Origin of the sequence: Shewanella sp. SR44-4 (genome assembly GCF_014163715.1) — a bacterium.
GTDB lineage: Bacteria > Pseudomonadota > Gammaproteobacteria > Enterobacterales > Shewanellaceae > Shewanella.
The window spans coordinates 75,071-89,146 of sequence record NZ_JACJDU010000009.1 but is presented as its reverse complement, the minus strand read 5'-3'; the positions used below and the strand labels follow the sequence as shown (position 1 = coordinate 89,146).

General features: G+C 41.8%; 14 protein-coding genes. 7 read left to right on the top strand and 7 right to left on the bottom strand.

Annotation, left to right across the window (positions count from 1 at the left end):
* Positions 1–3: 3 nt before the first annotated feature.
* Positions 4–801: a helix-turn-helix domain-containing protein gene (locus H5125_RS06590; protein ID WP_182743824.1), complete on the bottom strand. Its 798-nt coding sequence runs from the start codon at positions 799–801 to the stop codon at positions 4–6.
* A 458-nt stretch (positions 802–1,259) separates the two neighbouring features.
* On the opposite strand from H5125_RS06590, the gene H5125_RS06585 reads away from it, so the two are divergent.
* Together H5125_RS06585 and H5125_RS06580 are read left to right on the top strand one after the other, a co-directional pair.
* Positions 1,260–2,081: a cytochrome C gene (locus tag H5125_RS06585; RefSeq protein WP_182743823.1), complete on the top strand. Its 822-nt coding sequence runs from the start codon at positions 1,260–1,262 to the stop codon at positions 2,079–2,081.
* A gap of 10 nt (positions 2,082–2,091) precedes the next feature.
* Positions 2,092–2,661 (top strand): hypothetical protein, encoded by a 570-nt coding sequence (locus H5125_RS06580; protein ID WP_059747841.1) that lies wholly within the window; start codon positions 2,092–2,094, stop codon positions 2,659–2,661.
* 251 nt (positions 2,662–2,912) lie between these two features.
* Here H5125_RS06580 and H5125_RS06575 read toward each other — a convergent pair whose 3' ends face one another.
* Complete coding sequence (locus H5125_RS06575) at positions 2,913–5,006, bottom strand: prolyl oligopeptidase family protein (RefSeq protein ID WP_182743822.1); 2,094 nt, start codon at positions 5,004–5,006, stop codon at positions 2,913–2,915.
* Between the two features lie 226 nt (positions 5,007–5,232).
* On the opposite strand from H5125_RS06575, the gene H5125_RS06570 reads away from it, so the two are divergent.
* Positions 5,233–5,511, top strand: coding sequence for a peptidylprolyl isomerase (locus H5125_RS06570; RefSeq protein WP_011639051.1), 279 nt, complete (start codon positions 5,233–5,235; stop codon positions 5,509–5,511).
* Positions 5,512–5,699: 188 nt separating this feature from the next.
* Here the strand turns inward: H5125_RS06570 and H5125_RS06565 are convergent, their stop codons facing one another.
* Positions 5,700–6,425, bottom strand: coding sequence for an arginine N-succinyltransferase (locus H5125_RS06565; RefSeq protein ID WP_182743821.1), 726 nt, complete (start codon positions 6,423–6,425; stop codon positions 5,700–5,702).
* A 256-nt stretch (positions 6,426–6,681) separates the two neighbouring features.
* On the opposite strand from H5125_RS06565, the gene H5125_RS06560 reads away from it, so the two are divergent.
* Positions 6,682–8,508 carry a S8 family serine peptidase gene (locus tag H5125_RS06560; protein ID WP_182743820.1) on the top strand — a complete coding sequence of 609 codons (1,827 nt, stop codon included), beginning with the start codon at positions 6,682–6,684 and terminating at the stop codon, positions 8,506–8,508.
* A gap of 376 nt (positions 8,509–8,884) precedes the next feature.
* Here H5125_RS06560 and H5125_RS06555 read toward each other — a convergent pair whose 3' ends face one another.
* On the bottom strand, positions 8,885–9,616 hold the full coding sequence (locus tag H5125_RS06555) for a hypothetical protein (RefSeq protein ID WP_101085034.1): 732 nt from the start codon (positions 9,614–9,616) through the stop codon (positions 8,885–8,887).
* A gap of 436 nt (positions 9,617–10,052) precedes the next feature.
* Here H5125_RS06555 and H5125_RS06550 point away from each other — a divergent pair, with 436 nt between their 5' ends.
* The gene (locus H5125_RS06550) at positions 10,053–10,304 is read left to right on the top strand and encodes a DUF2999 family protein (RefSeq protein WP_101085033.1); all 252 of its coding nucleotides are present in this window, start codon (positions 10,053–10,055) and stop codon (positions 10,302–10,304) included.
* Positions 10,305–10,387: 83 nt separating this feature from the next.
* Here the strand turns inward: H5125_RS06550 and H5125_RS06545 are convergent, their stop codons facing one another.
* The gene (locus tag H5125_RS06545) at positions 10,388–10,879 is read right to left on the bottom strand and encodes a MarR family winged helix-turn-helix transcriptional regulator (RefSeq protein ID WP_101085032.1); all 492 of its coding nucleotides are present in this window, start codon (positions 10,877–10,879) and stop codon (positions 10,388–10,390) included.
* Positions 10,880–11,025: 146 nt separating this feature from the next.
* On the opposite strand from H5125_RS06545, the gene H5125_RS06540 reads away from it, so the two are divergent.
* Entirely contained in the window at positions 11,026–11,919 is an 894-nt protein-coding gene (locus H5125_RS06540) for a DMT family transporter (protein ID WP_101085031.1), read from the top strand.
* Between the two features lie 32 nt (positions 11,920–11,951).
* Here the strand turns inward: H5125_RS06540 and H5125_RS06535 are convergent, their stop codons facing one another.
* Positions 11,952–12,464: a hypothetical protein gene (locus H5125_RS06535; protein ID WP_101085030.1), complete on the bottom strand. Its 513-nt coding sequence runs from the start codon at positions 12,462–12,464 to the stop codon at positions 11,952–11,954.
* 162 nt (positions 12,465–12,626) lie between these two features.
* The gene (locus tag H5125_RS06530) at positions 12,627–13,013 is read right to left on the bottom strand and encodes a carboxymuconolactone decarboxylase family protein (protein WP_101085029.1); all 387 of its coding nucleotides are present in this window, start codon (positions 13,011–13,013) and stop codon (positions 12,627–12,629) included.
* Between the two features lie 310 nt (positions 13,014–13,323).
* Here H5125_RS06530 and H5125_RS06525 point away from each other — a divergent pair, with 310 nt between their 5' ends.
* Positions 13,324–13,938: an excalibur calcium-binding domain-containing protein gene (locus tag H5125_RS06525; protein ID WP_182743819.1), complete on the top strand. Its 615-nt coding sequence runs from the start codon at positions 13,324–13,326 to the stop codon at positions 13,936–13,938.
* Positions 13,939–14,076: the final 138 nt, after the last annotated feature.

The following is a 14,076-nucleotide window of genomic DNA, read 5'->3' as shown; positions in this document are numbered from 1 at the left end:
GTACTAATGCCCCTGAGATCGATGAGATGAAGCGAGTCGAACAGGTAATGAGTCGCAAATGTTCACTTGTTCAAGCCATGCTGAATTGATAAATCGCTTAGGTTGGCGTAAGTCGCTAATTTTTAAATTACGAATAATAGACTGGCCCAAATAATCACCTCTGAGGGTAATGTTCAGTACTTGCTTGTCATGAGATAACGATAAAAAAGCTTTATTCCATACCGTTTCAGCACAACCTAATAAACTTTGTGTGAGCAGTTGTCCTTGACCAATCAGTAACTCATTATTGGTGTTTGAAGGTGAATACAGAATCACATCGACTTGCTGGCCCGAATCTAAAGTCACTGTTTCAATACTCAGCGGCATGGTTGGATTGATAGAATGGCCAAATTGATTAAACCACCATAGGCTTACCAGCGACACGCTAACAACTGCAATGACCACCAGCAAAGCTTGTAATGGCCGAATGACTACGCGGGCTAATTTATTGCTGGATTCTTTACGGGCACGATGATGCCTCAGCAAATAACCTTGGCCTTTTACTGTTTCGATAAGCGTTTCATATTGTGGTCCAAGAAAAGAGCGTAAGGTAAAAATAGCCCTGGCGACTGACGCTGAACTCAAATGTGAATCGTCTTCATGACCCGACTCTAATAATGGTTTAGCAACAACTTTCCCTTGATACTCGACCAATAATGTCAGCACATGTAACTCGGCTCTGGGAAGGTGCCACACCACTCCGGTTTCCTGGTTAATTAACTCCCCTTTGTCGACACTGAACCTGCAATGTCCCAATTGCATGTAGACCGCCTCAATAATTGACCTAACTTCGACATACTGAAGTGTATGCATAAAATCTTATGAAATCTGTGATCCTGATGCTTAAGCACTTTATTCCTTATAAAAAGTAAGCCTTTAAATGTGCCAACTAATCAATTTGTGAGCGATATCACGTCATTTCATGATTTTAAAAACAGAATAAATGGCTGAGAAGATGTATGAAATATGGAAAATAATGAGACTTACATCACGAAAAATCATAAATTGAGGACAAATTGTCCGCAAAAAAACGATGCCATAATCACTAAAAATCCACATTCCAATCCGCTATCTTTATCTGCTTTGAATCACATCTTTAATTGCTCTATTGCTTATTGTTACCACATCAAGTTGTTAGCCCGTTTTTTACTAACAACTCAAAAACCCCCAACACTAGAGATTGGGAATAATAAAATAACGATGAGTAAAGGGTGATTATTATGAGCATAAACAGACGTCAAGCATTGACACAGATTATTGGTTTAAGCACTGCAGCAGCTGGGGCAACATTATTAGGCACGTCTGCATTTGCTGCCACAGACGCAGATGGAAACTACCGTTTAGAACTAGGTGAAAAACTTAAATATGCGCCACTTGATGCGATGTTAACAGCAAAGCTTGCCTATGAAACAGGTGGCGGTTGTATGCACCAAGTGTTTCACGCCATTGTGACTATGCTAGCGGCATCTGGCAGCGTTGACGCCAGTAAGTTTGCCACTATCCCTACTGCATTAGCAGGCTATGGTTGGGCAGGCGTGGTTGGTCAAGGAACATTGTGTGGCAACCTTAATGCTGCCGGTATGTTGATTAATATTCTTGACGATATTAATGGTCAAAACAGCGCCATTATTGGTGCATCGTTCCGCTACTACGAAACTAACGATTTACCTTTATCATCTGCTGAGTTCATTGCGGGCATTGGCTCTACAGAAGCTAAATCACTCGAAGTAGGTAAAACCTCTATTGCTAACAGCCCACTGTGCCATTCATCTATTAGTAATTGGTCTGCGGCATCTGGAAAGCCTTTTGCGTTAAAAGGTGAACGTTGCAAACGCCTCTCTGCCAGCATGGCTTTTTATATTGTTGATTTACTCAATCGTGCCAATGCCGGTGAAGATATTTCAGTATTAGCAGAAGCAAAACCGTCTGCTGAAGCGCAAGCATGTCAGTCTTGTCATGGCGTTACCGAAACGATGGGCTCTGCAGCTAGCGTGAAAACGGATATGGAATGTACCACTTGTCACACAGGGCATTACAATTAAGGAGCGCATCATGAAGGTTAAATATCTTAGCGCCATATTAGCGAGTTCATTGTTAATCTTTGGCTGTAATAGCGACAATGATGACGAAGTTGTCACTGAGCCACCAGTGGTAGTTATTCCCCCTGTTGTTGTGCCACCAGTAGTCGTTGTACCGCCTGTTGTTGATGGCGTGAGTATTGATGATGCCAGCACTGTGGTGGTTAAACTCGACACATTTGACTCCATCACTGGCGCACTATCATTCACTGTTGCTAATAGTGAAGGTGAAGCGCTAACGAACGTAGCCAATTACGATATTGTGTATTTTGGTTTTCCTGACCCGGCCTCACCTTCCATAAAGCCTAAAGCTTGGAAACGTTGGCATGTCACTCAAAACTATCAATGCGATAGTACAGCCACCGACAGCTGTACAGGCACATTAGAAGCGACAGATACTGCGGGTAAATATACTTTTAATGTGAGCGATCTCGACTTACAAAGTAAAGCATCGGCAAATGCTGAAATGGTCTTTAAGGTTGCGGTTCAAATTAAGGGCGCGCTTGCCAGTAATGAAATTGAGTTGATTGACCCAAGCAATTAATCATCATTCAGCCTCCCCCCGGCTAATGGCGAGAGAAGACCACTTGTGCTCATTAGCTTCAGGCTATTTGCCGCAGTACTACACTGCGGCTCTTTTTATCATTATCTGCACTACAACTTTAATTTACACGACTGGATATGCACCGCTTAGGTATATACAGTTTTCATCTGTACAGCTGTGAATATTGAAAACAAAAAAGGGTTTCAGCAGCGCTGAAACCCTTTTTTATTCAACACTGGCTACTGATAAATTTAACGAAGCTGTTGCATTAAGTATGCGTAAACCATTGAACTTAACTCGGCAGCCTGAGTATTGTCTGCCGCGCCAGCATGGCCACCTTCAATGTTTTCGTAATACAACACATCTATGCCCATGTCTTCCATTTTCGCCACCATTTTACGCGCATGCGCTGGGTGCACACGGTCATCACGTGTTGACGTAGTAAAGAACACTTTAGGGTATTTAACCCCTTGTTTTAAGTTGTGATATGGCGAATAGGTTTTAATGTATGCCCACTCTTCTGCAATATCTGGATTACCGTATTCGCCCATCCAACTGGCACCAGCCAATAACTTGTTATAGCGCTTCATGTCCAACAATGGCACCTGGCACACTACAGCGTTATACAGCTCAGGACGACGAGTAAATGCAGCACCCATTAACAAACCACCGTTACTACCACCTTGAATACCAAGATGCTTGCTTGACGTAATTTTGCGCGCAATTAAGTCTTCGGCAATGGCTTCAAAGTCTTCATACGCTTTATGACGATGTTGCTTTAACGCTGCTTGATGCCAAGCTGGGCCGTACTCTCCACCACCACGAATGTTAGCAAGTACATAAACACCGCCCTGCTCTAACCAGTTTTTACCAATAGTGGCCGAATAGGCTGGTAAGCGCGATACTTCAAAACCGCCATAACCATAAAGTAATGTTGGGTTACTGCTATCGAGTTTAATGTCTTTAGCCATCACTACAAAATAAGGCACTTTTGTGCCGTCTTTTGACTTAACAAAGTACTGTTTCGTGACAAACTTATCGGCGCTAAATTGTTGCGGCATTGCTTTAATTTTATCGGCTTTTAAGCTTGCACCATTTAAGCGATATAAACTGGCTGGTTCTAAAAAGCTGGTGTAATTAACAAAAAAATCATCACTATCACGTTCAACATCAAACACACTTAAGGTGCCATTGGCTTCAAATGGCACAGGTTTGCTTTGCCACTCACCTTTATCGTTTTGCATGTATCGTACAAGTTTGCTTTTTACATCATCTAGCCAAGTGACAAAAATGGCATTCTGGCTAAATGCGACTTGTGAAATAGAAGCATGCTTCGTTGGCGATACCAGTTCACTAAACTCAGGTTTTTGCGCAATGAGTTTATCAACGGGTGTGTAAACTATGGCACCTTGTTTGAAAGACCCTTTTGGGGTGACTAAATCGCTTTTTAACTCTATATATAGCTGACCTTTAAAGTAACCTTTTAAATCGGCATCTTTAGGAATAGGCAGCGACACTAACTTACTATCTTGATAAACATAATGTTTAGCGGTGTAGAAGGTTAAACTTTCTGTGACGATATTCAGCGGTGTTTTATCATCAAACATCACATAACCCGACACGGCAACTGAGGCTTTATCACCTCTAAACACTAATTTGGCTGCAGACAACGGTGTGCCGCGTTTCCATAATTTAACCACACTTGGATAGCCTGAATCCGTCATGCTTTGCGCATCACCAAAATCAGTTCCGACAAACACGGTATCTTTATCAATCCAGCTTAACCTTGACTTAGCTTCAGCCAACACAAACGGCTTTTGAGTGCTGTCGACAAACGCTTTTGCGGTTAAATTAAATTCTCGCACCTCAGCGGCATCTGCGCCCCCACGAGACAACGACACAAAGCAGCGCTCGTTCTGTGGGTATTGACATTCAATGCCTTTAAACACCCAATTAACCCCCTCGGCTTTACCAAGGGCATCGATATCAAGCACGGTTTCCCAGTTGGGTTCAGCCTTAGCATATTCCGCTAGTGTGGTACGACGATAAATACCACGCTCGTGGGTTTCGTCTTTCCAAAAATTATACAAATAATCGCCAATACGAGTGGCATAAGGAATACGGGCTTTATCGTTTAAAATCTCTAGGCTGTTTGACACCAAGTTATCAAAACCTGAGTAAGCCTTAATGTGAGTTGCAGATACGGCATTTTGCTGCTTAACCCACGCCAGCGGCTTGGCGCCTTCAACATCTTCTAACCAAATATATTTGTCTTCTTCTGCATTTACTGGTGTTGCCATTGTCATCGCACTCGCTATACATAGGGGTATGATTCGCTTAAGCATTAAAAATTTCCTTTTTGTTATTTGCTCGCGGCATTTTACTAGCATGCATCTACTTTATAGGATCCATGTAGATGTTCAATCGATAAGGAGAGCAAACTGTAACAGGCAAGCCCCATAACAGAGCAAATTATTGCTAGATTATCATGCCAATTTGGTCGACTAAGCAGGTATAATGTCGCGCTAAACATTGTTCTACCCATTCAAACAAATAAATACAGGCACCAACATGGCCAAAACCGCAGCAGCATTACATATATTAGTTAAACATCAGACTCAGGCTGAAGACATCATCAAGCAGCTTAATAATGGTGCTAAATTTGATGTATTAGCCAAAAAGCACTCTAGCTGTCCTTCGGCCAAAAGCGGCGGTAATTTGGGCGAGTTTAAAAAGGGTCAAATGGTGCCACCATTCGATAAAGTCTGTTTCAACGGCGAGCTCATTACGCCACACCTCGTCAAAACTAAATTTGGCTGGCATGTGGTGAAGGTACTTTATCGCACCTAGCAATCGTCGGTCTGAGGAATAGCGCGTCGACAATAGTCGCGCTTAGAATCAATCACACATAAGATGAATGAGTCCAGAGCAGTCTAGCGATAAGATAAGAGATTAACGGTTTTCATCCGTGATATTTCAAGGCGAAAGTGGGCTTGATATCAACGCCCACTTTTAAAAACACCAACGACTTACAATATTTACTTGCGCAGTTTGATCGACAACTCGCCATCACGAATTTGAATATCATCTACACCATCAGCAAAAGCATTCCAAAAGCCACGATCGCCAAACTCACCGACCAAATTGACGTTTTTCATGTTTCCTAGCCACGCATTCGGAATAGGCACGCCCATTAAGCTCACGCCAACTAGCGCAACAACTGGACGACGATTAGCATCAAGATGAATATCAAGCCCAGTATTCACGCGTAAAATCTCCCCAGCCATAATCGGAAAGTCGTCTGGGATCGGGATCAGCATTTTGGCACTGGCTAAATTATCAGAAAAATCAATCGCAACACGCTGAGCAAAATCAGGATTACGGCCAATCATCGAATTCACTTCTTTCTCACTAAATGTCACTTGCCGATCAGCGTCAAACTCACGATACGCTTCAGGGGTTAACTCATCACTATTTTCACTAGCACTATCAGCTGCACGGGAATCACCACTTGATGCTGTAACCGTTGAGCGAGGTTCAACTTGCCAACCTAACCGAGTCAGTTTTTGATCCAATTGTTGCTCTTCTTTAGCATTTAAGCTAACCGGGGTGAGCGGTGACGGAAAGATATAAGTGCGGATAATAAAAAATGTCAGCCCTGCTGTAACAAGCATTGTTGCTGCAATAATCAGTAACAGTTTGGCTCCAGAGGCTCCACGTTGCAGACTGAGTGGTGGTGATCCATTGATTGATAAAGCTCGCATGATATGCCCTTTGCTATTCTCTTATTGTGCATCATGGTAATGCCCTGCTCGACTAAACAGCAAATAAAAATCAGTTTTATGGTTAGATCTAAAATACACATGGTTAATAATTTGTTAATTAAGTGGGTTTTATGTTACAAAATAAATGTAGAAATAGTTTAACTGCTGAAGACTAAGATCCAGAGATGTGATCCAGAGATGTCTATAAAGCAGAGTTAACAACCACAAAATAATAACAAATAGGAATGCTTACTCTATGAAACTATCAACCATTTCAATGTCACTATTAGCTCTTGGACTTACAGCAACGGCCCAAGTACAAGCAAGCGACGACCGTTATGTCATTCAAGTTGACCCGCAAAAAAAAGGGATTGTAAAAGCTCTTGCCAAAAAATTAGGTGCACAAATTAATGTTGATGGTGAAGGTTTTATCGCCGCGACATTTACCGGCAAAGATTTAGATCAAGTTAGGGGATTACTCAATAACCCACACGTTAAGTTAGTTGAAGAAGATCAACGACGTCATTTAATGGGTTTTACTGACGACATTGGTAATCCAATGGCAACCCAAATAACACCTTATGCAGTTTACCAATCGCAAGCAAATCAGGTCACCTTTAACCCTAATGCAGGCATCAAGGTATGTGTAATCGACTCAGGTCTCGATCGCAGTAATGCTGATTTTGTGTGGAATAATATTACCGGTAACAACGACAGCGGTACGGGCAACTGGGACGAAAATGGTGGCCCACACGGTACACACGTAGCCGGAACCATTGGCGCTGCAGATAACGGTTTTGGCGTTATTGGCATGGCTCCTGGTGTTGATATGCACATCATCAAAGTCTTTAACGCCGACGGATGGGGTTACTCATCTGATTTAGCTCAAGCTGCAAATCTTTGTTCACAAGCGGGCGCCAATATCATTAGCATGAGTTTAGGTGGCGGCGGTTCAAACTCAACAGAATCAAATGCATTCCAAAGCTTCAGCGATGCAGGTGGACTCGTCATTGCCGCTGCAGGTAACGATGGCAACAATGTACGTTCATACCCTGCAGGTTATTCGTCAGTGATGATGATTGGTGCCAATGATAGTAATAACGTTATTGCAGATTTTTCTCAGTTCCCGACATGTACATCGGGTAAAGGTCGCAGAGTCACAACTGATGAAACCATTTGTGTTGAAGTTTCTGCCGGCGGTGTAGATACCCTTTCAACCTATCCAGCAGGACAAGCTACTGCGTCAAATTTATCAGCAGACGGATTTGCACTTTCGTCATCGGCAATGGAAAACGCCGGTTCAGTTGTGGGTAACACTTTTTATATGGGTACCGCTGAGTCAACTAACTCAGGTGCTAACGGCAATATATGTGTGATCGACCGTGGTGTAATTTCGTTTTACGATAAAGTCGCTAACTGTGAAGCATCTGGTGGTGTCGGTGCCATTATTATTAATAACGAACCAGGCATGTTATACGGGACATTAGGCGATACTAATGCCACAAGTATTCCTGCTGTTGGGGCTGCATTTGAAGACAGATCAGCCTTAGTGAATGCGGCAACTGCAAATATTGATATTGGTACATCGGACTTTGGCTTTATGAGTGGTACTTCAATGGCCACTCCTGCTGTGTCGGGAATTGCAGCTTTAGTATGGTCACAACATAACGAATGTACGGGCAGTGAAATCCGTGCAGCACTTAAAGCCACAGCGTTAGACGCCGGAGCATCAGGTAAAGATGACTACTTTGGTTATGGTATTGTGCAAGCTGCTGCTGCAGATGCTTATTTATCAAGTAATGGCTGTGCAGGCGGTGGGGTAACTCCGCCACCAACGGGCGGCGATATTACATTGTCACTTAATGGTTATAAATCGAAAGGCGTTAACCAAGTTGATTTAGCCTTTGGCGGTGCAAGTTCAGCCAATGTAGACATTTTCCGCAACAACAGCAAAGTAACCACTACGGCAAATGACGGTAGCTATACAGATAGCATTTCAGCAAAAGGCGGTGGAACATACACTTATCAAGTATGCGAATCATCTACAGCCACTTGTAGTGCAGAAAAAAGTGTCACGTTTTAATTAGCTAGAAACAATCGTTATTAATGAGGCTATAGCTTAAATAATCCGAACAAAAAATCATCTCAATTTGAGATGATTTTTTATTTTTAAACCACTAAATGTCACACCTCAATTGTGCTTTGCTGATCCTATAAAAGCCCCATTAACATCACGTTAATAGTCATAACCCTGCATAACATAACAAGTACCAAGCGGTAATACCAAGCCCTTATTGCAAGCATGTTAAATCGTAGAAATAACCTTAAAAACGCAGTGCAAAACCCAACATTCACCACAAAATAATCTAGCTTTTTTATATCCCTTTCTTGTCATTAGGCGTATTGAAATGCTAGTACAACATCGGCAGCTGAATAATGAGCTTTATGCTGAGTAAAGGCTAACCAAACAACCAAGCTCCACCTTTGATCAACAGACAAACTCCTGCACCCATCATAAATAAATAGCCAAAAATAAAACCAACGGCCCCACTAGAAGGACCGGTCCCATCTAAGCGAATAATTATTCCACTGATATAAAACAAGATAAAAAAGTTTAGCATCATACTCAACATAAAATAGTCGCCCATGACGGGAAGCGCGCCACCGATAACACTACAAATGAGTAGCAAAAAGTCGCTAAATTTTTCTTTGGTTATATATTTTTTCTCTAAGACTCGGACAAAAAATACCACCAGCATAATCGCTAAATAAAGCAGTGAAATTGATAATGCGGAGTACATTCCTTGTTGTATTGTTACCGCCGTAACTTCTGGTGTTACAGCGATGTCTGGACTTGAGTCTGTAAACAAACTTGCAATAAAATGACCTATGCCGAATATTATCAACCACGCAATACCGAATGAGATGAGATCATCTCGAACAATAGGATGACTTGCCTTATGATTAACCATTTTGGCCAATAGCAGACCGAATAACGTGACTGCAGCCAGTAAACTTAACGCATACCAATATTGGTCTAGATAGAAGAAAGCAAAGCTGGGGGGAATAACTAAAAAGGATTGATAAAACTCGTTTTTTTTCGTTGTCAGACCGGTATCTTTATAAAATGCCAAATACACAATTAACGGTTGAGAAATAACAACGGTAATACAAAGGGTAACAATATCCATATAAAACATCCGTGTAGTTAAACAAAACATACAGCACCATGCCATACCGGGCTTAGTATAAACGCCAATATTGTAAACTCAATCAATAATTCATCGCCGTTAATATAGGCATGATGAACTATCACTATAATCCCTCAACTCAACACCAAGCAGGCATGAATAAGCCTATGAATTATTACAGATCTTTATTCATGTAGTTATTTCAAGTAGTTGATATTTTGTAGAGTAATAAGACAGAGCAATTAAGATAGAGTCATGAAGCATAGAGACGAGACTGAATCACTAGACTGACGTTAATAGTAGCGGCTGCTCAGAGGCCTTAAACATTACATCAATCATATCGACAGTTATCATGAATAGATAATGAGGCTTGCACCAGTATTGTGAAAACGTGATAAAATCACAACTTAGTCCATTAACATTACAAGGTATAGCAATGAACCCGATTCTTGCCATCTTCAAAGAACACAATATCAGTGACGTACAAATTAATGAGTTGTTCCAGACGTTAACTGAAAACCCATTCGCAGCAATGGCAACTATTGGTCAATTAGGTATTCCTGCAGAAAAGCTACAACAGTTGATGGGCATGGTGATGCAAAACCCAGCCTTAATCAAAGAAGCAGTTGAAGAGTTAGGACTAGATTTTTCTAAAGTTGAAGCAGCAAAAGCGCAGCTACAACCATAAGTACTAAGCCATTAAAAATGCACAAACAACAACGGCCAGTATCTTAAGATGCTGGCCGTTTTTGATTTATCCGATCACGACTGCTATTGATTACCTTCAAAGCCTGCTAACCAGGTTTTGAATAATTGGTTAAGCTCGGGCTGTTCAATGTCAGAAAGATTTGCCACCAGTTGGTGTTGAACCTTTACATGCTCCTCAATCGCTTCATCTATTGTGGCAAGACCTTTTTTAGTCAAAGCTACCGATACACTGCGCCTGTCTTCAGTGCTGTGTACACGGGCAATTAAGTCTTTAGATTCAAGCTTATCTAAGCGATTTGTCATCGCGCCAGAGGTTAACATCATCGACGATAATAACGCTGAAGGGGTTAAGGTGTAAGGTTTACCATTACGTCTTAATGTCGCCAGCACATCAAACTCACCCATGGTCAGGTCAAACTGCTTATGACAAGTTGATATTTCAGCCTCAATATGTTTTTGCAAACGCAAAAAACGCCCAAGAATCGCCATTGGCTCGGTATCTAAATGCGGCTTTTGTTCGCCCCATTGCGCTACGACTCTATCAATATCCTCCATACCTCACCCTTATCATTTTGCACTCAAAACATAACTTAAAAACTTAACGTAAAGATACTTCATAAAAAGGTACTTTACAAAAATAACTTATCAGTCCAGAATTAGCACTTATCTTTACATGAAGATATTTAATATAAAGGTAGTTTATGAATATTTTACTGGCCATGATCCCTGCATTTTTTTGGGGTACCACCTATGCGATGACCCAGCTTACTTTGCCAGACTGGCCACCATTATTACTCGGTGCCCTTCGTGCGCTGCCTGCTGGGCTTATCTTACTGGCGATTAAACCGAGCCGACCGCACAAAACCGACTGGTCTATTTTAATTAAACTCGGTGCCATTAACATTGCAGTGTTTTTCAGTTTGATTTTTATCATGGCACTGACGCTGCCATCGGCTATTTCTGGTATCGGGATGATTTCAGTACCGGTTTTTGCGATGTTATTTCATTGGGTAGTCAGTAAAAAACGTCCTAATTTGCTACAAGCACTTTCTGGTGCGGTGTTAATTGGCTTAGCTTGGATGCTGTTTGACCCTAGCTCCATTAGCTTAAACCCCATAGGATTAGTCGCAATGTTTGCCGCAATCAGCTGCATAATTATCGGCAGCACAATGACCAAAGCGTTAGGGTCGCGCATTCATTGGTGGACCATACTCACCTGGCAATTGATTATCGGCGGTACATTGCTATTCGTTGTCGCTGGTATTCAGGCGCTATTTTCACCACAACAATATCTCAATGTGGTCAGCCAATTTAGCCTGACCAATGGCTTCGGTATAAGCTGGATAATATTGCTCAACACCGTACTCGGTTACAGTATGTATGTGTGGTTACTGCAACGTATGTCTGTGGTCGACTTCACATTTGGCGGCATTGCCAATCCGATAGCGGGCATCGTCTGTGGCCTAGTATTAATAGGCGAATCATATACATCACACCAATATTTATTAATGAGTGGGATGATTTTAGCCTCTATCGCGCCAACATTAATTCAGCTACTGCGCCCAAAAAAGCTCAGTACTACCGCGAGCGATTAACTGAGCCTATGGGCGAGTCATTGAGCTAATAACTAAAGCAGAGCTCTTAACTGATTGAGCGCATCGACAGAGAAGCCTTGGTCATAAAAGTAAATGACTTTACCTTGCGCATTGAGCAACACGACTCGAGTATTATTTGGATTTTCATTACCGGTAAAGGCTTGTACTTGGTCGCCATCTTTATAGATGGTGACCACACCTTTCCATAATGGTTTAGGTATGCCTGCACGCATGCCATTATTAATCAGAGGACTGAACATTCTAGGAAACAATCCCTGAATAGTCGGAACTTCATATACCGACACTTGAGTTTGAGTCATGTCTAAGCCAATCAACCAGCGATCAATATCAAACTGTGAATCTTGCTTGTAACCAATCAACAACAGCGACAATTTACCTTGTAAATCCTCAGGTAAAGCCATCGACTCGTTTTCAAGTGTTTGACCTGTTACCGATGGAAAATCTTGCCCTGTAATAGACTGATTGGGATAACTGGTGCTACAAGCACTCAGCAGTAAAACGGCAATAATCATTAAAAAACGCATCTGTAATCCTTGTTTATAAATATCCGATTCTTTTATACGCAGCCAAATGGCAAAAGGATTGCTTGTTGCCAAATTCAAATAATAATTCACAGCATTAAAAAGCTAATGTGATTACTGTACCCTCATTTTACCCAAAGCAAAATACCATAAGCATCTCATTAGCTAGCTATTCTCTAGCTGCCATTCCTCGATGGCTTCTTTAGCAGCCCGAAAAGCCTCAATACCAGACGGCATGCCGCAATAAACGGTTGAATGCAGCAATACTTCCTGAATTTCTTCAATAGAACATCCATTACGTAATGCCCCTCGAACATGGCCCTTTAATTCAGTTGGCGCCTTTAATGCTGCCAATGTTGCAATAGTGATTAGGCTGCGCGTTTGCTTAGAAATAACATCACGCACCCAGACTTCACCCCAACAATTTGCAGTGACTAACGCTTGCAATGGTTGAGTAAAATCAGTGACATTACTAAGCGCTTTATCGACATAAGCGTCCCCCATCACCTGGCGACGTACCTCAAGCCCTTTTTGGTATTGTTCATCATTCATCGGTGGCCCCTTCTATTTTCACTTTTGGTCAATTCATTAAAAATAATCCTGCCTATATACACGTTAAACTTAATCTTAAATAACACCACGCTTTTGTTGTAGCCAGTTGATAATTTGCCCAAGTCGATATCAATTCAGTTTTTACCTGAGCAGGTAAACGTGGCGAATATATTTTATGACTCTATCTAAAAACTCAATCAAATTACTGGCTAAAACACTGTAGTTATAGGTATTATGTTGCTGATTTAAAAGCATGATTCTACATCATGATTTTTATTAACTTAATGACTATCAAGGATATGGTATCGCCATGGAAAGAGGCACGTTAGTTCGTTGGAATACCGAAAAAGGCTTTGGTTTTATCAAGCCAGAAACCGGTGAAAATCAAGATGTCTTTATTCACATCTCAACCCTAAAGCACATGGCCAGAAAGCCCATTGTTGGCGATGAGATACTATTTCATCGCGAGAACCAACCCGATGGCAAAGTCAAAGCCGTAAAAGCCAGTATTGAAGGCGTGGCTGTTGTGTCTAACACAGCCCGTCCAGCTTCTCACACTGGTCAACATCATCGAAACAACCCATCTCATCAAGACGAAAACGACCGTTCAAGCCCCGTGCTTGGCCGCGTAATCATGCTTATTATCCTGCTTGGGGTTGGTATTTTCGGTTATAAACAATATCAAAAAATGACCGCTACGCCAGTGCTGACCAATGAGAATGTTGAACAGATGGAGTGGACACCAACCGTATCAAAACCAAGCTCAATCAATCTACAACCACAGTTCAGATGCGAAGCCGGTAAAACACACTGCAGCCAAATGCGCTCATGTGCAGAAGCAACCTTTTACACCCGCAACTGTCCAGGAACTGAAATGGATGGTGATGGGGACGGAGTCCCATGTGAAAGGCAGTTCTGTAATTAAACATTAAGGAATAAGTCATAGAAAGCAGGTTCTGGCTAACAGCCGCTTGCTTGGGCACTAGAGTGCTAAATCCTAGACCCTAGGTATGGGTCTTTAGATTCTAGGCTTGAGATATAAGGTTCTGGCTAGTCTTTATCT

Excerpts from the sequence above, each read along its gene's own strand:
- H5125_RS06535 (WP_101085030.1), bottom strand. The coding sequence starts at position 12,464 with ATGCGTTTTTTAATGATTATTGCCGTTTTACTGCTGAGTGCTTGTAGC.
- H5125_RS06555 (WP_101085034.1), bottom strand. The coding sequence starts at position 9,616 with ATGGATATTGTTACCCTTTGTATTACCGTTGTTATTTCTCAACCGTTA.
- H5125_RS06540 (WP_101085031.1), top strand. The coding sequence starts at position 11,026 with ATGAATATTTTACTGGCCATGATCCCTGCATTTTTTTGGGGTACCACC.
- H5125_RS06575 (WP_182743822.1), bottom strand. The coding sequence starts at position 5,006 with ATGCTTAAGCGAATCATACCCCTATGTATAGCGAGTGCGATGACAATG.
- H5125_RS06565 (WP_182743821.1), bottom strand. The coding sequence starts at position 6,425 with ATGCGAGCTTTATCAATCAATGGATCACCACCACTCAGTCTGCAACGT.
- H5125_RS06585 (WP_182743823.1), top strand. The coding sequence starts at position 1,260 with ATGAGCATAAACAGACGTCAAGCATTGACACAGATTATTGGTTTAAGC.
- H5125_RS06545 (WP_101085032.1), bottom strand. The coding sequence starts at position 10,879 with ATGGAGGATATTGATAGAGTCGTAGCGCAATGGGGCGAACAAAAGCCG.
- H5125_RS06550 (WP_101085033.1), top strand. The coding sequence starts at position 10,053 with ATGAACCCGATTCTTGCCATCTTCAAAGAACACAATATCAGTGACGTA.
- H5125_RS06560 (WP_182743820.1), top strand. The coding sequence starts at position 6,682 with ATGAAACTATCAACCATTTCAATGTCACTATTAGCTCTTGGACTTACA.
- H5125_RS06580 (WP_059747841.1), top strand. The coding sequence starts at position 2,092 with ATGAAGGTTAAATATCTTAGCGCCATATTAGCGAGTTCATTGTTAATC.
- H5125_RS06530 (WP_101085029.1), bottom strand. The coding sequence starts at position 13,013 with ATGAATGATGAACAATACCAAAAAGGGCTTGAGGTACGTCGCCAGGTG.
- H5125_RS06525 (WP_182743819.1), top strand. The coding sequence starts at position 13,324 with ATGGAAAGAGGCACGTTAGTTCGTTGGAATACCGAAAAAGGCTTTGGT.
- H5125_RS06590 (WP_182743824.1), bottom strand. The coding sequence starts at position 801 with ATGCAATTGGGACATTGCAGGTTCAGTGTCGACAAAGGGGAGTTAATT.
- H5125_RS06570 (WP_011639051.1), top strand. The coding sequence starts at position 5,233 with ATGGCCAAAACCGCAGCAGCATTACATATATTAGTTAAACATCAGACT.